At 72.0% G+C, this 20768-nt stretch carries 14 protein-coding genes and 3 tRNA genes; 12 read left to right on the plus strand and 5 right to left on the minus strand.

The genetic code is table 11. The features are described from left to right. Positions 1 to 60: 60 nt before the first annotated feature. From AB5J55_RS13145 to AB5J55_RS13165, 5 genes are all read left to right on the plus strand, one after another. Complete coding sequence (locus tag AB5J55_RS13145; RefSeq protein ID WP_369270852.1) at positions 61 to 2016, plus strand: trypsin-like peptidase domain-containing protein; 1956 nt, start codon at positions 61 to 63, stop codon at positions 2014 to 2016. A gap of 38 nt (positions 2017 to 2054) precedes the next feature. Continuing rightward, positions 2055 to 3071 (plus strand): AAA family ATPase, encoded by a 1017-nt coding sequence (locus tag AB5J55_RS13150; protein ID WP_369270853.1) that lies wholly within the window; start codon positions 2055 to 2057, stop codon positions 3069 to 3071. 338 nt (positions 3072 to 3409) lie between these two features. Next, positions 3410 to 7927 (plus strand): SAV_2336 N-terminal domain-related protein, encoded by a 4518-nt coding sequence (locus tag AB5J55_RS13155; RefSeq protein WP_369270854.1) that lies wholly within the window; start codon positions 3410 to 3412, stop codon positions 7925 to 7927. 152 nt (positions 7928 to 8079) lie between these two features. Beyond that, the gene (locus AB5J55_RS13160; protein ID WP_369270855.1) at positions 8080 to 9114 is read left to right on the plus strand and encodes a rod shape-determining protein; all 1035 of its coding nucleotides are present in this window, start codon (positions 8080 to 8082) and stop codon (positions 9112 to 9114) included. 349 nt (positions 9115 to 9463) lie between these two features. After that, positions 9464 to 9760, plus strand: coding sequence for a DUF1876 domain-containing protein (locus AB5J55_RS13165; RefSeq protein ID WP_369270856.1), 297 nt, complete (start codon positions 9464 to 9466; stop codon positions 9758 to 9760). On the opposite strand, the gene AB5J55_RS13170 is transcribed toward AB5J55_RS13165, so the two are convergent. Both AB5J55_RS13170 and AB5J55_RS13175 read right to left on the minus strand, forming a co-directional pair. Beyond that, positions 9757 to 10464 (minus strand): response regulator, encoded by a 708-nt coding sequence (locus AB5J55_RS13170; RefSeq protein WP_369270857.1) that lies wholly within the window; start codon positions 10462 to 10464, stop codon positions 9757 to 9759. The two genes, AB5J55_RS13165 and AB5J55_RS13170, sit on opposite strands and share 4 nt — an antisense overlap. Next, positions 10461 to 12152, minus strand: coding sequence for an ATP-binding protein (locus AB5J55_RS13175; RefSeq protein ID WP_369270858.1), 1692 nt, complete (start codon positions 12150 to 12152; stop codon positions 10461 to 10463). The genes AB5J55_RS13170 and AB5J55_RS13175 overlap by 4 nt, the downstream gene beginning before the upstream one ends. A 97-nt stretch (positions 12153 to 12249) precedes the next feature. On the opposite strand from AB5J55_RS13175, the gene AB5J55_RS13180 reads away from it, so the two are divergent. The 5 genes from AB5J55_RS13180 to AB5J55_RS13200 all read left to right on the plus strand — a co-directional run bounded on the left by AB5J55_RS13180 (position 12250) and on the right by AB5J55_RS13200 (position 18051). Then, complete coding sequence (locus AB5J55_RS13180; RefSeq protein WP_369270859.1) at positions 12250 to 13260, plus strand: Bug family tripartite tricarboxylate transporter substrate binding protein; 1011 nt, start codon at positions 12250 to 12252, stop codon at positions 13258 to 13260. Next, positions 13257 to 13796 (plus strand): tripartite tricarboxylate transporter TctB family protein, encoded by a 540-nt coding sequence (locus AB5J55_RS13185; protein ID WP_369270860.1) that lies wholly within the window; start codon positions 13257 to 13259, stop codon positions 13794 to 13796. The genes AB5J55_RS13180 and AB5J55_RS13185 overlap by 4 nt, the downstream gene beginning before the upstream one ends. Positions 13797 to 13803: 7 nt before the next feature. Then, positions 13804 to 15309: a tripartite tricarboxylate transporter permease gene (locus tag AB5J55_RS13190; RefSeq protein WP_369270861.1), complete on the plus strand. Its 1506-nt coding sequence runs from the start codon at positions 13804 to 13806 to the stop codon at positions 15307 to 15309. 49 nt (positions 15310 to 15358) lie between these two features. Further along, positions 15359 to 15754: a universal stress protein gene (locus tag AB5J55_RS13195; RefSeq protein ID WP_369270862.1), complete on the plus strand. Its 396-nt coding sequence runs from the start codon at positions 15359 to 15361 to the stop codon at positions 15752 to 15754. A 557-nt stretch (positions 15755 to 16311) separates the two neighbouring features. Further along, a complete protein-coding gene (locus AB5J55_RS13200) occupies positions 16312 to 18051 on the plus strand; it encodes a VanW family protein (protein ID WP_369270863.1) in 1740 nt (579 codons plus the stop codon). Positions 18052 to 18097: 46 nt separating this feature from the next. On the opposite strand, the gene AB5J55_RS13205 is transcribed toward AB5J55_RS13200, so the two are convergent. The 3 genes from AB5J55_RS13205 to AB5J55_RS13215 all read right to left on the minus strand — a co-directional run bounded on the left by AB5J55_RS13205 (position 18098) and on the right by AB5J55_RS13215 (position 18503). After that, positions 18098 to 18174, minus strand: a tRNA-Ile gene (locus tag AB5J55_RS13205). Positions 18175 to 18352: 178 nt separating this feature from the next. Beyond that, positions 18353 to 18425, minus strand: a tRNA-Asn gene (locus tag AB5J55_RS13210). A gap of 5 nt (positions 18426 to 18430) precedes the next feature. Further along, a tRNA-Asn gene (locus AB5J55_RS13215) sits at positions 18431 to 18503 on the minus strand. A gap of 160 nt (positions 18504 to 18663) precedes the next feature. Here AB5J55_RS13215 and AB5J55_RS13220 point away from each other — a divergent pair. Both AB5J55_RS13220 and AB5J55_RS13225 read left to right on the plus strand, forming a co-directional pair. Continuing rightward, positions 18664 to 18972 carry a YtxH domain-containing protein gene (locus AB5J55_RS13220; RefSeq protein WP_362382565.1) on the plus strand — a complete coding sequence of 103 codons (309 nt, stop codon included), beginning with the start codon at positions 18664 to 18666 and terminating at the stop codon, positions 18970 to 18972. A 201-nt stretch (positions 18973 to 19173) separates the two neighbouring features. After that, positions 19174 to 20628, plus strand: a complete 1455-nt coding sequence (locus tag AB5J55_RS13225; protein WP_369270864.1) for an FGGY-family carbohydrate kinase — start codon at positions 19174 to 19176, stop codon at positions 20626 to 20628. The last annotated feature ends 140 nt before the right edge of the window (positions 20629 to 20768 follow it).

Here is a 20768-nt window from a genome sequence, read left to right on the forward strand (position 1 = left end):
TCGCAGGGAGGGGAAGGAAACCGGGACAACCCCAACTGCCGTCCAGAACAATGGGCATGCTTGACGGACGACGACGAGCAGCGGGATGACGGGGGCGTCATGACAGGCCTGAAGGGTGCCGAGTGGCACGCCCGGATCGAGTGCGGGGGCCGGGTGTCCGGCGCGGGCTTCCTGGTGGCCCGCGACAAGGTGCTGACCTGCGCGCATGTCGTCGACAACAGCGACCTCGACCCGGTGACGGTGACCTTCCCGCAGCGCCCGGGGGACGCCCCCGTGGCCGCCCGGGTCGTCGTGCACGGCGGCTGGGACGGCGGCGCCTCCGAACTGGGCGATCTGGCGGTTCTGGAGCTGGACAGCGAGGTGGCGATCACCCCGGCCTCGCTCGCGCCCGCCGACGTCGCGCTCAGCGACCGCAAGCTCGTTGCCTACGGGTTCCCGGCCGGGTACGACATCGACGGCACGATCGCCGAGTTCCGCGGCGTGGCCGAGTGGCTGATCAGCGGGGAGTGGGTCCAGCTGGAGGCCTGGAGCGGCCACGGCCAGCCGCTTGCCGTCGGCTTCAGCGGCGCCGCGGTCGCCCTGGTCGACACCGGTGAGGTCATCGGCATGGTCACGGCAGCGGCCCGCCCTCATGACGTGCGCACCGGCCGGATGATGCCCACACATGTACTGGCCCGGTACTGGCCCGACCTGAGCGCGCTCGTACCGCTGCCGGGGTCCGCACGCCCGTGGGGGACGCCGGGGCCGGGGTACGTCCGGGGCGCGCCGTTACCAGGCACCGGACACGCCCATGACGTGTCCGGGCAGCCCGCTCCACATCCGGTGCGCTCCCAGTGGCCCCCCGCTTCCGGTCCAGCGCGCCCGCCCGCAGCCCTCGAAATCCCCGCGCACTTCCGGAGCACGCCGACCGCGGACCCCACGGCCCCCGCACCCCACCACGGCGCACCCGCCCCGGGCCCCGGCCATCCCGACGGCCCCCGGCTGCGCGCCCTCGTCGAGAAGGCCGCCCGTGCCGGTCTCGATTGTGATCCCGTGCGGCTGTACGCCGGCGCGGCCGGGCCGTTCGATCCGTTGCCGCCGGCCGAGGGATTCGGGTCGTTGTGGTCGGCGGCGTGGTTCGTGCTGTGCGAGGTGGACGATCCGGCCACCGTGACGCGGTTCGCGGACCGGCTCGACGCCCTGCTCACCGCCCCGCCCCGGGCCGAGACCGGCGCCATCCTGGTCGAGCTCGGCCACAGCGGCGCCGGTGACGACCTGGTGCGGGTCGAGGTGTCCGCGTACAGCGCGGGGCACCGGCACCCGGTACCCGCGGAGACCGTCCCGAAGGCCCGGCTGCGGGCGTGCGTCCAGGACCGTATCGAGGACGCGTTCTGTCATCTGACGCCCGGCGCCGACGAGTTGATCGCCTTCGCGCTGCCCCGCGACTGGCTGGACTGGCCGGTCGACCGCTGGGAGAAGGGTCCCGACGACGACACCCCGCTGGGCTGCGTCCACCCTGTGGTCGTCACCGACCACGCCCGGCGCAGAACGAGCACCCGGCACGTCCTCACCAGCGCCTGGCAACGCCTGGACTCCCGCGCGGGCGGCCGCGTGCACCGCGTGTCCTGCGGCGGCGGCGAGGACCCCAGGAAGCTCCGGCTGGCCCTGCTGCAGTCCGAGATCTGCCTGGCGGGCTTCGGCGCGACGCCCCGCGCGGCCCGCACCCGCCCGCACTTCGAGACGTCGGTCACCGCGCCGGCGCCGGTGATCGTGTGGACGCGGCGGGGCTGCGACCCGGAGGAGGCGGACTGCGCGGGCAGCGCCGACTGCCCCGGTACGGCGTTCCTGGACGCCCTCGACGGACTCGTCTCCCGGGTGCCGCCGGCCCAGCTCCCGCGCCGCGTCCTGAGTCTGCGTCAGCGGGCCGACGCGGAGGACGACCACTGGGCGCGTGACATCCAGCTCCTGTGGGACGACCCACGCCGCTTCACCGACCCGCACGCCACGGCCGTACACACCCGATCACCGGTCGCCTGACACGTCCCGCCCCACCCCGCCCCCGGAGAGAGCGCACCATGCCGCACTGGTCCGTCTACACCGGCACCAACGAGCCGCACGACGGCATCGCCGAGCTGCCCGGCCCGCCGCCCTGGCGGGCCTTCGACGGCGGCCCCGCGCTGCCGCCGCCCGCCGACACCGACGACGAGTCGGCCGTCTCGCCGGACCGCGCGCACCGGGCGAGGACCTACGTGCCGACACCGGAGAGCATCCAGCTGGTCAACGCCGCGCTGTGTCTGCGCCGCCCGCTGCTGGTCACCGGCCCGCCCGGCACGGGCAAGTCGTCCCTCGCCTACGCCGTCGCCCGCGAGCTGCGCCTCGGCCCCGTCCTGCGCTGGAACATCACCAGCCGCAGCACCCTCGCCGACGGGCTCTACCAGTACGACCCGCTGTCCCGCCTGTACGCGGCGCGGCGGGACGGCGGCCACGGCCCGGCCCCCGACGGCGTCGAGGACCACCTGCGACTGGGTCCGCTCGGTACGGCCCTCCTCCCCTACGACCGCCCGCGCGCCCTTCTCGTCGACGAGATCGACAAGAGCGACCTCGACCTGCCGAACGACCTGCTGAACATCCTGGAGGAGGGCCAGTACGAGATCCCCGAACTGGTCCGCGCGGCCCGCCACTCCCCCGACGGCAGGGCCCAGGTCCTGGCCGACGGCACGGACACCCCCGCGCCGGTCCTGCGCGGCCGGGTCCGCTGCCGTGCCTTCCCCTTCGTCGTCCTGACCAGCAACGGCGAACGCGAGTTCCCGCCGGCGTTCCTCCGCCGCTGCGTCCGCCTGCGGCTGCGCCGCCCCGACCACACCCAGCTCACCGACATCGTCCGCGCCCACCTCGGCGAACCCGACGCGCAGGCACAGACACTGATCACCGACTTCCTGACCCGCGCCGGCACCGGCGAACTGGCCACGGACCAGCTCCTCAACGCCATCTACCTCACGGGCGTCGCAGGCCTCGAAGCGGACTCCCGCGAGAAGCTGGCCGAACAGCTGATGCCGTATTTGAGCGCGGCGGCTGAGGGCGATGGGGTCTGAGGGGCGGGGTCCGGAAGGGCGGGGGTCTGGGGCGACGGGTTCTGAGGGGCGGGACTCTGAGGGGCGAGGCTCTGAGACACACGGCCCTGAGGCGCAGCATCCCGAGACGCAGACCTCCCGACTCCCGCCTCCTGGCCGGCGGGGGTTGCCCGCCATTGGCCGACTGGCCGCCGTCCTGGCCGCCGGCGCGCATGCGGAGGCCTCCCCGGAGGCCGGGCCCACGTCCCGCGAGATCGCTGAACTGCTGTGGTTTGCCGAGCAGTTGACCGTAGGGGAGCGCGGGGGCCCCGGTCGGGCGACGGCGCCCCACGGCCATGCCCACCCCACGGCGCCCACCGATGCGCCCCGCACTCCCACCGCCGTGCCGCCGCGCCCCTCCCCGCCGCCGCCCCCCGAACACCCGCAGTCCCCCACCCCACCCCCCCGACGCCCGCATCCCCCTCCACCTCCCGGAGCCGCCGCACCCCGACCCGCAGCGCCCGCGCGCCGGTACCCCGTTGCTCGCCCCCGCGCCCCCGATGCTGCCCCACCCCCTCGCCCTGCAACGCGCCCTGCGTCCCCTCAAGCGCAAGGTCCCCGCGCCCCGTGCCCGGCTTCTCGACGAGTACGCCACCGCCGACCGGATCGCCCGGCTGGGCGCGCACCCGGATGTCTGGTTGCCGGTGCTGCGCCCCGCTCCGGACCGCTGGCTGCGCCTGAACCTGGTGTACGACGCGGGCCCGACGATGCCCGTCTGGCGTCCCCTCGTGCGCGAACTGCACACCGTGCTCGCCCAGTCGGGCATCTTCCGCACGGTCACCGTGCACCGCGCCGGCCCCGACGGCCGCGCGCCGCACGTCCCCGCGCTCGCCGACGGCCGCACCGTCACCCTGATCGTCAGCGACTGCATGGGCCCGCAATGGCGCCCCGGCCCGGCGGGCGACCGCTGGTACCGCACCCTGCGCCGCTGGGCGTCCCGCATGCCCCTGGCCGTCGTACAGCCGCTGCCCGAACACCTCTGGCACACCACAGCCCTGCCCGCCGCCCCCGGCCTGCTCACCACGCCGGCCTCGGCGGCACCGTCCACCGCGCTCACCTTCACGCCGTACGACCCGCACGACGCGTACGACCGGGCCGTCCCCCTCCCCGTCCTGGAACCGGCCCCGGCCTGGCTCGCCAACTGGGCCGCCCTGATCGCCGCGCCGGGCGGCGGCCACGCGCCCGGCGCCCTGGCCTGGCTGCCGCCCGCGCCCGTACCACCCGCCGAACCGGCCCCCGACGTCGCGTCGTTGCCGGCGCAGGACCTGGTGCTGCGCTTCCGGGCGACCGCCTCCCCGGAAGCCTTCCGCATCGCGGGCCATCTCGCCCTGGCCGACCCCTCCCTGCCGGTGATGCGCCTCGTCCAACGCGCCCTGGACCGCAGCCCCCGCCCCCAGCACCTGGCCGAGATCATTCTGAGCGGCATGCTGACGGCGACCGGCGGGCCGCCGGGGTCGTACGCGTTCCGACCGGGCGTACGGGAGTTGCTGCTGCGGTCACTGCCACGCACGGCTCGGACCCGGACGCGGGAGTTCCTGGCCCGGGTGGGCGGGCTGATCGACGAGCGGGCGGGTGCCGCGGCGGGCGAGTTCCGGGCGGAGGTCCGCCGGGGACGGGGGGCGGACGGAGACGGTGGGTCGGGGCCGGCGTTCGCGACGGTCAGTGCGGAGACGGTGCGGCGGCTGGGCGGAGGCGGGGAGGAAGGGCTCGTCGGTGGGCGGTATCGGACGCTGGGACGGCGGGGGCCGAACCGGCGGGTGTGGGCCGCCGTGGACGAATGGACCGGTGAGCAGGTGGCGGTGCACCTGTACGGGGCGCAGGCAGCCCCCCAGGAACGCTTCCTGCGGGAGGCGGTGGCGCTGGCCGGGCTGCGTCATCCGAACGTGGTCCCCATCGTCGACTTCGGCGTGGAGGACTCACGGCCTTATCTGGTCGCCGAGTTCGTGGACGGGGTGACGCTGGCCGAACTGCTGCAGGGCAGTGGACCGGCGGTCTCGTTCGGTGTGTTCGCTCGCCTGGTACGAGGTGTGGCGGCAGGACTGGACGCCCTGCACGGGCGGGGTCTGGTGCGGGGGCAGGGCGGCTGGGACGGGCTGCTGCTGCGACCGGACGGCGAAGTGGTGCTGAGTCGTTTCGAATTGGGCGAGCTGTCGGAGGCACACGACGAGTACTCGGATTTCCTGGAGTTCCGCGCGCTTGTGGCCAACCTGGCGTCACACAGCTCGGACGACGAGCGGTTCACTCGGGCGAGCGCGCGGCTGTCGGACTACCACAGCCCGGTTCCCGGCGTGCGAGAACTGGCGCTGTCGGACGACTCCGATCCCGCCAAGTCGGACGCGGACCGCCTGCACGTCACCATGCTCGGCCCGCTCAGCATCCGACGCGCCGACCGCTTCCTCACCCTCCCGCCCCCGGAGGCCCAGGCCCTGCTGTGCATGCTCCTCGTCCAGCACGGTCGCCGCGTCGGCCTCGACAAACTGGCCGCGGGACTGTGGGAGCAGCCTCCGCCGACCACGGAGGCGGTACACCGCTTTCGCGGGATGGCCTCGGGACTGCGCGAGTGCCTCGGCCCCGGCACCCTCGCCGAACTCCCCGACGGCTACGCCCTCCATCTGCCGGGCGACTACATCGACGTACAGCACGCCGAGGAGCTGATCGCCGAGCGGACCGAGGGCCTCACCACTGACGCCCAACGCTCCCTGATCCAGGACGCGTTGAGCCTGTTCCACGCCGAGCCGTTGGCGGGCATCCCCGGTCCCGCCGCGAAGGCGACCCGCGCCCGGCTCCTGGCCCTGCGCCTCACCCTGTGCATCACACGGGCCGAACTCGACTTGGAGCTGGGGGACTTCGAGCGGGCCGCCACCGACCTCACCGATCTGGTCCGGGACCATCCGGATCGCGAGGACATCCGCCGGCTGCACATCCTGGCGCTCAAGGGGACGGGCCGGATCACGGAGGCGATGGAGACCTACGAGTCCTACGCGGAGCTGCGCCAGCGGCAGCACGGCGATCCGATCGACCCCGCCCTCCATGAGCTGTACCTCGAACTGCGGGCCGCGCCCGGGCGGGAGCGGCCCACGATCGTCTTCGAGGCCGCGGGCCTGGACGAGCATCCGCAGACCCGGGACGCCCTGGGCCGCACGGTGACCCAGCTGCTGTCCCGCGGGGATCTGGCCTCGCACCAGTACGAGGTGCTGGCCCGCGACAACGGCTACGTCGTGCTGACCGAGCCGGACGCCTACGTCCTGCCCGTGCTGGTCGCGCTGCTGCGCAGTCTGCCGGATGCCCTCGCGGAGGTGGAGGACCCGCCGCGGTTGCGGGTGACGTTCTGGCACGCGCCGTGGTTCGCCGACTCGACCCGGCCGGTTGTTCCGGAGGAGGTTCGGGCCGTCCTCGACGCCGACGACGCGGAGGTGCTGGTCGTCGTCTCCCCCACCCTGTACGAGGAGTTCGCGGACAGCTCCGCCACCCTCGGCCCGGCGCACTTCGCACCGTTGCGCACGGGTACGGGGCCCAGCGCGCCCCTCGCCTGGTACAGCACCCTGCATGTGCCGGGCCGGGGCCCGGACGAGAGGCCCCAGAGCCTGGTGCGGGGCCCTTTCACCACCCCGGATGTGGGTCGGCTCGCCGCCCCGGACCCGGGCCGCACGGCCGTCGTCCTCGCACCGAGCGACGGTCCGATGACCGTCCTGTTCCCGACTCACCCCCTCGCGAGACGCCCCCTGCGGCTCACGGAGTACTACGAGGTCGACCTCACGGTGCACCGGACCGGCACCACCCTCTCCCTCCCCGGTTCCGGCGGCGACACCTTCGCCGCCACGGCAGATCTGTCCTGGCACGTCGAGGACCCGATCGCTCTCCTGCGCAGCGGGACCACGGAGGTCGCCGACCTCCTCCTCAGACACCTCGCCAAGGAGGCGAGCCGCATCACCCGCCGCTACCCGGTGCGCCGGGCCGGGGCCGCCCAGCGTGCCGTGCGGGCAGGGCTGCGCAGCTGGCCGGTACCGGGGTTGTCGGTGGCGTGCTCGGTTCAGCTGGCAGGAGATACACAGCCCGCCCCCACACCCCTGCAGCCGCCGTCCGTCTCCCGGCAGCCGTCCACCTCAGCCCCACCGACCCCGGCCGACCTCCTGCGCGCCGCCGATGTCGTCCTGCTCGGCTTCGAAGGCCCGCTGGCCAGGCCGTTCTCCACGAAGTCCGCCCGCAGCGCCGCCCTCGACCTGCTCTCCGTGGTCGTCGATCACCGAAACCCCGAGGATGCTCTGGCGGGCCGTCCGCTCACCGGCAGCACTGGCCCGATCCCCCTGCAGGAAGAGTTCGTCCACCCCCTCGACGTGCTCCGCGCATTCGCCGGCAGCAGCATCGGCCCCCTGCTCCGCGAGCGCCTCGACACCCTCGAACTGCGCACCGTCTCCCCCGCGGTCCGCCTGACACCGGACGCCTCCGCCCTGTTCAGCGCCCTGCACGACTCCGGTCGCCGGATCTCCGTGGTCACGGACTTCCACGAGCAAGGCGTTCATGGCCACCTGGCTCTCCGACGCCTTCCTTTGACACCCGTCCACGGCCGCAGCCACGACCTCGGCCTGTTGATGCCCGACCCCGACTGTCTGCGGCGCGCCCTGAAGCACGACCGCCGGCCCGCCTCCGCCGGCCTCCTGATCTCCTCCGCCGCGGCCGAGGCCACCGCCGCCCAGCGCATCGGCCTCCCGGTCATCGGCTACGCCGACTCCCCCACCGCCGACCGCCGCCTGCGCAAGGCCGGCTGCGACGTGATCGTCGACTCTCTGCGGCCCATACTCGATGCCGCCCGCTCTCTGTCACCCGACACACCGACCTGACCCTCCATCAGATTCAAAACCCCCCATTCAGCGGCACCCCACCCGGCCCCCTCCAGAAGGCGCCCTCGTCCCCGCCGCCCGCACGATCGATGTCACGGAGGCCCGCCACCCGACCCGGCGGACCCACGGTCTGCGCTCTCGGGAGGACCCCCATGACCGCCACACTGGAGCAGCTGCGCCGCTGCCACTTCGCCGTCGACCTGGGGGCTGCCAGGACCCGCGTCTATGTGAAGGGCGCCGGACTCGTCGTCGACCAGCCCTCGGCCGCCGCCGTCAACACCCGCACCGGCGCCCTCATCGCGGTCGGCGAGTTCGCGGAGAAGATGACCGGCCGCACCCCGGGCTACATCCGCGTCGTACGGCCCGTCTCCGGCGGCACCGTCGTCGACATCGAGATGGCGCAGCGCATGCTGCGGCACCTCCTCGGCGACAAGATGCGCCGCACCCTGCGCCGCAAGCCCTTCCTGCGCGCCGCCGTGTGCACGCCGCACGACGCCGACCCGCTCGCCCAGCGCGCCGCCATAGAAACCCTGGTCGGGCTCGGGGCCCGGCGCGTCGAGCTCGTCGACACCCTCATCGCCGCCGCGGTCGGGTGCGGTCTGCCCGTGGAGCAGCCCGAGGCCAGCATGATCATGGTGTGCGGGGCCGCCGCGACCGAGGTCGCCGTGCTCTCCCTCGGCAGCATCGTCGCCGCGGAACGCATCCGCGTCGGCGGCGAGGCCGTGGACCACGCGATCGTGCAGCACCTGCGCCACCAGCACGAGCTGATGCTGCCCAGCCAGAACGTACGGCCCCTCCAGCTCGCCCTGTCCGGCAACGGGCTCACCCCCCAGGGCCCGGCCTCCACCGAGATCCACGGCCGGGACGTCTGCACCGGCCTCGCCCGCTCCGTCCAGGTCGACACCGCCGCCGTACGGGACGCCATCCAGACCCCCCTCACCGCCGTCCTCGACAGCATCGGCAAGGTGCTGCGGGACTGCCCGCCGGACCTGGTCGCCGACCTCGCCGACCGCGGGATCATGATGGTCGGCGGCAGCGCGCTGCTGCCCGGGTTCGACGACATGCTGCGGCAGGCCACCAGCATGCCGGTGCACATCGCCGAGCGGCCCGACGTCTGCGCCGTACAGGGCCTCGGCACCATGCTGGAGGGCAAGGTCGAGCCCCTGGAGCTCGACCCGGTCACCTGAGTCAGTACGGCAGGATCCGCCCCGAAGGAGTGCGCCGGTCGATCTCGCCCCTCGTGTCACGCGGAGCGGCAGGCCGGCGGGTGACACGAACGCGAACGTGGGTCTGGCGGTTCATGGCGCCCTCCTCGTATCCCGGGTCCGTTGCGACCAGCCTTCTCTCCGCAACCTTTCGGCACATCGTGCCCACCGAGGCACTTGTCATGCCTCCGCGGCAGGAGCGGGTGCGCGCCGGGCTACTTCCGCGGGAGGAGGACACCCCCGGGGGCAATCGGCGACTCGCACTGGCCGGGCCAGGCAAACGGGCGCACCCTCGTCGGTGGGGTCCCCAACCCGTACGGAAGTGATCTCGATGGAAGACAAGCACTGGACCGTCCGGATCCACATCACCGAGGACGGCGACGACACCCGCGCCGAAGCCGTACTGACCAGTCAGGACACGCCCGATGACATGCAGGCCGTCACCGGCCGGGGCATGGCCCACCGCAACCCGGTCGACCGGTCCGTCCCCGAGATCGGCGACGAACTCGCCGCGAGCCGCGCTCTGCTGGACCTGGCGAGCAGGCTGCACGACATCGCCTCCGACGACATCGTCCAGCTGGCGGCCCCGGTCGATCAGGACGGCAGCCTGGCGTGGGAGAAGCCCTAACCGGCCAGCCAGCTGTACCGCCGCTCCGGCCGCCCCGCGTGCCCGTACCGCAGGGACACCTCCGCCTGCCCAGTGGCGCTGAAGTGCTCCAGGTAGCGTCGGGCGCTGACCCGTGAGACCCCGAGGCGGGCCGCGCACTCGGCGGCGGAGAGGCTGCCGTCGGCCGTGCGCAGCTCACGTTCGATCAGTTCGGCGGTCTCCACGCTCATGCCCTTCGGCAGGGTGGCCCCCGCGGCGGTCGGCGCCGCGCCCCGCGCCAGCGCCCGGTCCACGTCGGACTGCCCGCTGACCACGGCCGCGTACAGGTTGCTCCGCCGGGCGGCGTACTGCTCGAGCCGGGCCCTCAGGTCCTCCGCGTCGAACGGCTTGAGCAGATAGTCGACGACGCCCTGGCGTACGGCGTCCCGGACCGCCTCTGACTCGCGCGCCGCACTGATCACCATGACGTCGCAGTCGTGCCCGGCGCTCCGCAGCCGCGGGATGATCTCCAGCCCGAACATGTCGGGGAGGTAGAGGTCGAGCAGGACGAGGTCGGGCTGCAGTTCGGCCACCGCGGTGAGCGCCTGCTCCCCGCAGTTCGCCGTGCCGATCACCCGGAACCCGTCGACGCCGTTGACGAATCCGCGGTGGATCCGCGCCACCATGAAGTCGTCCTCCACGATCAGCACGTCCAGTACGTGCCGTGCGTCCCGTACGTCGATCATCGGACTGCCTCCGTCACTCGTTCGGCCGGGCGGCCGACGGACATCCGGGCGGTGAACATGGCACCCGCCCGAGTGTTGGTCACCGACACCTCGCCGCCCCGGCGTTTGCACACCAGCCGGGTGAGCGCCAGGCCGATCCCCCGGTCGCCGCCCTGCGCGGCCTTGGTGGTGAACCCGTGCGAGAACACCTCCTGCGCGAGCTCCGGAGCCACGCCCGGCCCCGAGTCCCGTACGACGATCTCCACGCTGGAGGCGTCCTGGCGCAGTTCCACCTCCACCCACGCCTCGTGGTCGTCGTCCCCCGCTCTGGAACCGCTCGCGGCGGCGTCGACCGCGTTGTCGACGAGGTTGCCGAGCACGGTCGCCACGTCCGCGGAGTCCGTCGGCTCCAGCCGGTCCAGTGCCGTGCGCTCGGAGATCTTCAACCGCACCTTGCGCTCCGCGGCGAGCGCCGACTTGGCCATGAGCAGCGCGGCGACGGCCCGGTCGCGGACCCGGCTGGTGAGGTTCAGATCGAGCGACTCGCGGTGTTTGCGCAGGGCGCGGACGTACCGTACGACTTCGTCGTGCTCGCCGATCTGGATGAGCCCGGAGATGGTGTGCAGCTGGTTGGAGAACTCGTGGGCCTGGGCGCGCAGCAGTTCGGTGGTGCTGCGGAAGGAGCCCAACTCCCGCTCCAACTGGGCCAGTTCGGTGCGATCGCGCAGGGTTGTCACCGAGCCCAGGCGGCGGCCGTCCTTGGTGACGTCCATCCGGTTCATCACCAGGACGCGACCCCGGCGTACGACGACCTCGTCCCGCCGTGCCGGATCGCCGGGCTCCCCCTCGGGCGCGGTCCCGGCCAGGACGTCGTACAGCCGCCCCTCGATCCCGAGGTCGGCCAGGCTCATCCCGACGCAGGCCTCGGGCAGGTCCAGGAGTCTGCGGCCGACCGAGTTGACCAGCGTGAGCCGCTGCTGCGGGTCGAGCGCCACCACGCCCTCGGCGATCCCGAACAGCATCGCCTCCCGGTGTTCGGCGAGACCGGCGATCTCGCGCGGCTCCATGCCGAAGGTCTGCCGCTTGATCCGCCGGGCCAGCAGCCAGGAGCCGGCCACCCCGAGGACGCTGGCGACGCCGAGGTAGACCAGCAGATACGACGAGGCGCCCACCAGCCGCTGCCAGGCCGAAGGCGAGGCCCGCCCGATCATCACCGTGCCGAGGTGGTCCCCGGCGTTGTCCAACTCCGCGCCGAGCACCGGCGCCTGCGCCACCAGCTGGGTGACGCCGTTCACCGGCAGCTCGCCGGACCAGCCGCGGCCCCCGGCGACCTGCGGGCCGTCCGACGGCATCCGCGTGCCGACCAGCGTGGGGTCGGTGGCGGCGACGATCTCGCCGGCGGCGTCGGCGACCGCGGCGGAGGTGACGCCGGACCTGGTCAGCGTGGACTGCAGGAGGGGGGCGAGCATCTCGGCCGGTGCGGGCCGCACGAGCTGGGTGCGCACGAGCGGGTTGCCCGCCGTCTCCTCGGCGAGCGCGGTCACCCGACGTCCCTCGACCCGGTCGAACGTCGCCTTCGACTGCGCCAGCGACACCGCGGCCACGGCGGCCAGCACGATCACGACAATGGCGAGCTGCCATACGAGCAGCTCGCCTGCGAGAGTCTGACGCCGCAGTTTTCGGGACGGCGACCGTGACGTTATGACCACTATGAACTCAACCTTCAATGGTCACACAACCGAGACGGGGTGTCTCAGGAACCGCACAATCATGGCGCCGGAACGGGCCGAGCGAAAGAGATGAGCCATGAGAACTCGACGAGCCGCACTTGTCGGAGCACTGGCCGCCGTGTCGATGGTCGCGGTCAGCGCCTGTGGCGCCACCGCCGACAAGGAGGAGTCCGGAAGCGCAAGCGGGTCCGACAAGCCCGTGACCGGCCTCCGGCTCATGGTCCCCAACACCCCGGGCAGCGGTTACGACCTCACCGCCCGCACCGTCTCCCAGGTCATGCAGGACACCAAGGTCGCCTCCGGCATCCAGGTGTTCAACCTGCCCGGCGCCAGCGGCACCGTGGGCCTGCAGCGCCTGGTGAACGAGAAGGGCAACGGCAAGATGGCCATGCAGATGGGCCTCGGCGTCGTCGGAGCCTCGTACACCTCCAAGTCGAAGGCGACGCTGACCGACACCACCCCGGTCGCCAAGCTGATCGAGGAGGCCGGCGCGATCGTCGTGCCGAAGGGCTCCCCGTACAAGACGATGGACGACCTCGTCACCGCCTGGAAGAAGGACCCCAAGAAGCTCGCCGTGGGCGGCGGTTCGTCGCCGGGCGGCCCCGATCACCTCCTGCCGATGCAGCTGGCGAAGGCCGTCGGCATCAAGCCCAAGGACGTCAACTACATCTCGTACGACGGCGGCGGCGAGCTGCTTCCGGCCATCCTCGGCAACAAGATCGCCTTCGGGGCCAGCGGTTTCGGTGAGTTCCTCGACCAGATCGAGGCCGGGCAGGTGCGGGTCCTCGCGGTGACCAGCGAGAAGCCGATCGACGCGCTCAAGGACGCCCCCACCCTCAAGGACTCCGGAATCGACCTGGTCTTCACCAACTGGCGTGGCATCGTGGCCCCTCCCGGCATCACCGACGAGCAGAAGCAGACCTGGGTCGACTCGATGACCAGGATGCACGACTCCGAGGAGTGGAAGGCGCAGCTGGAGAAGAACGGCTGGGTCGACGCGTTCGCCACCGGTGACGAGTTCGGCACCTTCCTCACCGAGCAGGACAAGGCGGTCGCCGACCTGCTGGCAGAGCTCGGGCTGGCATGAGCTCCGAGGTGAAGGACGAACGGACCGTGGAGGACTCCCCTCCGCCCCGGGAGGGCGGGGACCGCGCACAGTACGGCGTGTGCGCGTTCCTCGCCCTGCTGGGCACCGCGGTGATCGTGGACGCCCTCGGCGTCCCGCACATCACCAGCGGCACCGACCCGGTCGGCCCGCGCGCGGTCCCGCTGATCCTGGGCGCGCTGCTGGTGCTGCTCGCCGTGCTGTACGCCGTCGACGTGGCCCGGGGCGGCCGCGGTGAGCCGGAGGCCGGCGAGGACGTCGACCTGTCGGGCGGCAGCGACTGGCGCACCGTACTCCTGCTGGTCGCGGTGTTCGTGGCGAACGCGCTGCTCATCGAGCGGCTCGGCTGGGTGATCAGCGGCGCCCTGCTCTTCTGGGGCACGGCGTTCGCCCTCGGCAACCGCCACTACATCCGCAACCTGCTGATAGCGGTGACGCTCTCCCTCACGACCTTCTACGCGTTCGCGATCGGCCTCGGCGTGAACCTCCCCGCCGGTGTCCTGCAAGGAATCCTGTGAGGCCGCGATGGACAACCTGAACAACCTCATGCAGGGCTTCGCGGACGTCATGGCCCCGCTGAACCTGCTGCTCGCCCTGGTCGGCGTGATCATCGGCACCGCGGTCGGCGTCCTGCCGGGCATCGGCCCGGCGATGACGGTGGCCCTGCTCCTGCCGGTCACCTACGGCATGGAGCCGGTGCAGGCGTTCATCATGTTCGCCGGCATCTTCTACGGCGGCATGTACGGCGGCTCGACGACCTCGATCCTCCTCAACACTCCCGGCGAGTCGTCGTCCGTGGTCACCGCCATCGAGGGCAACAGGATGGCGAAGGCGGGCCGCGCGGCCCAGGCCCTCGCCACGGCGGCGATCGGCTCCTTCGTGGCGGGCACGATCGGCACCCTGCTGCTGGTCCTGATCACCCCGTTCGTGGTCGACTTCGCGGTCAGCCTCGGCGCCCCCGACTACTTCGCGCTGATGCTGCTGGCGTTCATAGCGGTGACGTCGGTGCTGGGCTCGTCCCGCATCCGGGGCTTCATCTCCCTCCTCCTGGGCCTGACGATCGGCCTGGTCGGCATCGACTCGGTCTCGGGCCAGCAGCGGCTCACGCTCGGGATACCGCAGTTGGCCGACGGCATCGACGTCGTCGTGGTCGCGGTCGGCATCTTCGCGGTCGGCGAGGCCCTGTGGGTGGCCGCACACCTGCGCCGCAAGCCGACCGAGGTGATCCCGGTCGGCCGCCCGTGGATGGGCCGGGACGACTGGAAGCGCTCGTGGAAGCCCTGGCTGCGCGGCACGGCGTACGGTTTCCCGTTCGGCGCACTGCCGGCCGGCGGCGCGGAGATCCCGACCTTCCTGTCGTACGCCACGGAGAAGCGGCTCACCAAGCACCCCGAGGAGTTCGGCAAGGGCGCGATCGAGGGCGTGGCGGGCCCGGAGGCCGCGAACAACGCGTCGGCGGCGGGCACGCTGGTCCCCATGCTCGCGATCGGCCTGCCGACCAACGCCACGGCGGCCGTCATGCTGGCCGCCTTCCAGTCGTACGGCATCCAGCCGGGGCCCCTGCTCTTCGAGCGCGAGGCGAGCCTGGTCTGGGTCCTGATCGCGAGCCTGTTCATCGGCAACCTGCTGCTCCTGCTCCTGAACCTGCCGCTGGCCCCGGCCTGGGCGAAGCTGCTGCAGATCCCGAGGCCGTACCTGTACGCGGGCATCCTCTTCTTCGCCTCGATGGGCGCGTACGCGGTCAACGCACAGCCCCTGGACCTGTTCATCCTCCTCACCCTGGGCCTCCTGGGCTTCGCGATGCGCCGCTTCGGACTGCCGGTCCTGCCGCTGATCGTCGGCGTGATCCTGGGTCCGCGAGCGGAGTTGCAGGGCCGCCGTTCCCTCCAGCTCTCCGGCGGCGAGTTGTCGGGGCTGCTGGGCGGCCCGGTGTCGTACACGGTCTACGCGGCGATCGTGCTGGTCCTGGCGTGGCCGCTGATAGGCAGGTTCGTCGTACGCCCCCTGCGCACGCGCGGCAGCACCGCGTGACACATCCAGACACCCAGACCCGAGACATCCGAGACAGCTGGAGACCGAGATGACCATCCTGGTCGGCTACGTCCCCTCCCCCGAGGGTGAGGCGGCCTTGCGCGCGGGGATCGACGAGGCCCGGCGGCGCGGCGAGAAGCTGCTGGTGGTGAACACGACCCGGGGCGACGCGTACGTGGACCCGCGCTTCGCCCAGGAACCCGACCTCTCGCACGTGCGCGAGGACCTCGCGACGCTGGGCGTCGACTTCGACATCCGCCAGGTCCTCGGCGCCCGCGACGCCGCCGCGGAGATCATCGACATGGCGGCGACGACGGACGCGTCACTGGTGGTGATCGGCCTCCGCCGCCGCAGCGCGGTCGGCAAGCTGATCATGGGCTCGGCGGCCCAGCAGATCCTGCTGGGGGTGGACTGCCCGGTCCTCGCCGTGAAGGCGGAGGGCTAGCACCTGTCGTTTGGATCAGGTCGGCTGGGGAGGCAAGCGCCTTTCGGCCGACCCGAGCGGGCTCTGGTGGGTGCAGCGGCAATGGCGGAGGAGGCCGGCGACGCGGAGCGTCGACAACGCGGCAGATGCGCGTGCCGGACCCCCGCGACGCCGGCATGATCCAAACGACCGGCCCCGCCGCACACCCGCCACCCCAGCGGCACCGGCACCCGACGGGAACCCGACACACCAGCCCGGACCTGCCCGGCCCACCCCGCACGCCCCGGCGCAACACATCCACCACCGCCCTGGCCCGGCCGTGTGTGATCCCACACACCCTCCACCCTCCGCGGCACCGGGCCACGACCACGCGGAACGCGTTCAGCCGCCCCCGATGGCGCCCAGTCGGCGGCGTCCGTATGGCCCGTCGGTGAGACACGGCGCGTGATCCGAAACATACGTGGCCTGGGACATATACGTTTTCGCCCGATTGTGGCTAGCTGGATGCGTTTGCCTCGCGCACAGCGGCGCGTCATCCGACGCGTCGCCGTCCTGTCGATCGTCCGCCCGGGAGACCCATGCGCCTGCGCGCCCCCTCCGAACCTCCGAACGCCTCACCACCCCGCATCGCCGCCATTCCGCCCCTTGCCCTGGCCGGCGGCGCCCTGGCCCTGGGTGTCGGTGGGCTGTATCTCGCCGGGCTGCTGCTCTCGGGCGGCGACATAGATGCAGGGACGACGGTGCGCGGTGTGGACATCGGGGGCCTGAGCCGTGCGGAGGCCATCGAGAAGCTGGAGCAGCGCCTGGGCCCGGCCGGCTCGCGGGACCTGGCCGTGACGGTCGGTGACCGAAAGGGCACGGTCGATCCGCGGGAGGCCGGCATCACCTTCGACTTCGGGGAGACCGTCGACCGGGCGGCGCGCACTCATGACGCCGATCCGTTCACCGTGATCGGCGGCCTCTTCCGCTCGGGCGACTCCGTCGAGCCGAGCGTGGACGTCGACGAGGACAAGGCACACGCCGTCCTCGGAAGGCTGGCGAAGTCCCTGGACCAGAAGGTCCGCGACGGCGCCGTCACCTTCACGGACGGCGAGGTCCACGAGATCGCGCCGCACAACGGCTACGCGCTGGACAAGGACGCCGCGGTCGACCCCCTGCGCACGGCCTTCCAGAACGGCAAGGCCGACGCCGTCACAACCCTGCCCACCCGCGAGACGAAGCCCAAGGTCACCGACCGGGAGATGCAGCGAGCGGTACGCGAGTTCGCGCGCCCGGCCATGTCGGCACCGGTCACCCTCGTCGCGGCCGGCCATCGCTTCACGATCGACCAGCCCGTCCTCGGCGAGTACCTGACGATGCGCCCGGACGACGGCGGCCGGCTCACCCCGAGGCTGGACGCCAAGGGCCTGCGCGCCGACCCCGAAGTGGACCGTCCGCTGTCCCTACTGCCCAGCACGCCCCGGAACGCCGAACTGCGCCTCGTCGGCAACAGGGTCGCGGTGGCCGAGGACGGCCGGGCCGGCCACGTGATCACCGACAAGGCGCTGAGCAAGGCCGTCATGCCGCTCCTCAGGCGGACGGGCTCCGGCCGCAGCGGCGAGATCGCCACGAGCGTGAGCGAGCCGCAGGTGACCCGCGACAACGTCGAACGACTCGGGCTGCGCGAGCGGATGTCCTCCTTCACCGTCAACTTCGAGCCGGCGCCGTACCGCTCGCACAACATCGGCCGGGCGGTGGAACTCATCAACGGCTCCCTCGTCATGCCGAACAAGACCTGGAGCTTCAATCGCACCGTCGGCGAACGCACCGAGGCCAACGGCTTCGTCGACGGCGTCATGATCCTCAACGACGAGTTCCACAAGGCCCCCGGCGGCGGCGTCTCCGCCGTGGCGACGACCATGTTCAACGCGATGTTCTTCGCGGGGGTCGACCCCGTGGAGTACGGCGCCCACTCGTTCTACATCGAGCGCTACCCGGAGGGCCGCGAGGCGACGGTCGCCTGGGGCAGTCTCGACCTCAAGTTCAACAACGACTCCGGCAACGCCATCTACATCCAGGCCGAGTCCACCGACACGTCCGTCACCATCACCTTCCTCGGCACCAAGAAGTACGACGAGATCGGCTCGATCACGGGTCCGCGCACCAACGTGAAGGAGCCGGCGAAGAAGGTCAGCACCGACAAACAGTGCGTGCCGCAGACTCCGTTGGAGGGATTCGACGTCGCCGTGCAACGGGTGTTCGTCGCTGACGGCCGAGAGCTGAAACGAGAGCCGTTCCGCACCCACTACAAGCCGCGTGACGAGATCGTCTGCGAGTGAACTCCCGGCAACGGGCTGGTCGCATCGTTTCTGCACGGATGGTGCGTGGTGGGGCGGGTGGGACTCGAACCCACGGCCGACGGATTATGAGTCCGCTGCTCTAACCGGCTGAGCTACCGCCCCATAGCGGCGTGTCGCGTACAAGTGTGCGCGCCGTCTGCCGCAGCATAGCCGCTCATACGATCTCCTGCTTCGTATGGTCGACTTCGCATGCCCTCAAGGACTCCCCCACGACCTGCACGGTTCCCACGACAGGTGATCACACATGAAAAAGGACCCCATCGGGGTCCTCTTCAGCATGCTCCCCCGACTGGACTCGAACCAGTAACCTGCCGGTTAACAGCCGGCTGCTCTGCCAATTGAGCTACGGAGGACCGAGCTCCCCCGACTGGACTCGAACCAGTAACCTGCCGGTTAACAGCCGGCTGCTCTGCCAATTGAGCTACGGAGGAATGCCTCGTTTGCATCGAACGTACCTACCTGGGTATTCGCCAGGGGGCGTGCGCTCGCTGCGACACATACATTAGCGCAAGCAGGGGGGTGCTCCGCCAATCGGTTCCCCCCCGGCGCCGACGCCGCACCAGGGACCTACGCAAGGGAAGGGTGGCCGCCATGCGCTACCGACTCACGTTCGTCATCGGACTCGCCGTCGGTTACGTCCTCGGCACACGCGCCGGACGCGAGCGCTACGAGCAGCTCAAGAAGTCCGCGCGCCAGGTCGCGCAGAACCCCGCCGTCCGCAACACCGCGGAGACGGCGGCACAACAGGGCCGCGTCTTCGCCGGCAAGGCCTACCACACGGTGAGCGACAAGATGGGCGACCGAGTCCCCGAGTCCGTCGCCCAACGAGTCCGCTCCCTGCGCGAACGCAGCGCCCACAACGGAGGCGCGGAGGACGACTGGGGCACCAGCAACACGTAACGGGACCCGTCGGATGCCTGGGGTACCGGTACCTCTTGGGTGCCGGTCCCTGCCACGCCGCCAGGGGCGCGGGGGTGTATCGATGTGCGGCTCCGCCGCGTGGCGCGACCAGCCCCACTCAACCCGCACCCGGAATCCTGCACGCACCCGCTACGACGCCCACGGCCCGAGCAAGCGCAGCGCTACGGCACAATTTGGGCCATGGGGATAGTCGCCGGGTTGGACAGTTCGCCCGATTTCACTCGCATCGTCGTCTGCGACGCGGACACAGGGGCCGTGCTCAGGCAGGGTTATGCCCCGCACCCGGTGGAGTCGCCGGACGGAACCGCGCGCCCCTCCGACGTGGATCCGCAGGCCTGGCTGCTCTCCCTCGGTGAGGCGGCAGGCGGCGGGCTGCTCGAAGGTGTGCAGGCCATCGGCGTGTCGGCGCAGCAGAACGCGGTGGTGCCGCTCGACGCGCAGGGCAACACCGTGCGCCCCGCGATGGTCGGCGGCGACAAGCGGGCGCAGGTCGCGGCGGCCGATCTGATCGACGCGCTGGGGGGACGCGAGGCGTGGGCGCAGGCCGTGGGGTGTGTGCCGCAGGCCGCCCAGCCGGTGACGAAGCTGCGCTGGCTCGCCAAGACCGAGCCGGAGAACGCCGTACGCGCCGCCGTTCTCCTGCAGGCCCACGACTGGCTGGTGTGGCAGCTGCTCGGCCGGCCTGTGAGAAGGACCACGGACCGGGGCGGCGCCTCCGGCACCGGGTACTGGTCGGCGGCGACCGGCGCCTACCGCAGCGATCTCGTCGAGCTGGCGCTCGGCCACCAGGCGATGCTGCCCGAGGTGATCGGACCCGCCGAAGCGGCCGGTACGACGCCGGAGGGGCTGCTGATCTCCGCCGGGACCGGCGAGACCATGGCCGCCGCCTTCGGGCTCGGCATCGGGCTCGGCGACGCGGTGGTGTCGCTCGGCGCCTCCGGGTCCGTGATGGCGGTTCACCCCGAGGCGCTGGTCGACAGCAGCGGGATGATCACCTCGCTGGCCGACGCGACCGGCATGCACCTCCCGGTCGTCACCACCCTCAACGCCGTACGCACCCTGCGCGGCGCCGCCGAACTCCTCGGCGTGGCCGATCTGGAGGGTCTGTCCGACCTGGCGATGAAGTCGACGCCGGGCTCGCACGGCCTCGTGCTGCTGCCCTATCTGGAAGGTGAGCGGACGCCGCACCTGCCGCACACGGCGGGCATGCTGGCGGGGCTGCGGCGGGAGTCGATGAAGCCGGAGCATCTGGCGCGGGCCGCGTTCGAGGGCATGCTGTGCGGGCTCGCGGACGCGCTGGACGTGCTGCGCGGCCGGGGTGTCGAGGTGCGGCGGATCTTCCTGCTGGGTGCGGCTGCCGAGCTGTCGGCCGTGCAGGCGGCGGCGCCCATGCTCTTCGGCGCGCAGGTCGTCGTACCGCAGCCCGCGGACTACGCGGCGATCGGCGCGGCCCGGCAGGCCGCCTGGGCGCTGGGCGTGTCGCAGGGCACGCTCGACCCGCGCACCCCGCCGGTCTGGCAGGGCGCATCCGCGCAGGTCCTGGAGCCCGGTGAGGAGCTGGCGGTGGGGCAGGCGGTGCGGCAGCAGTTCGTGTCGGTGCGGGAGCAGACGCATCCGGGGGCGTTCCGGCCGTAGTGCTGGGGCCTGCGGCCCGTGGAACGTAGTGGAACGTAAGAGACCGGTAGGAGTTCGCACCCGGAAGGCCGTATGAAGCGGCTCTGACGGATTAATCGGTTGAGGTAACGCGGCCGGAGTGTTCGACGATAGGGGCCAGG

The organism is Streptomyces sp. R11 (assembly GCF_041051905.1).
Lineage (GTDB): Bacteria > Actinomycetota > Actinomycetes > Streptomycetales > Streptomycetaceae > Streptomyces.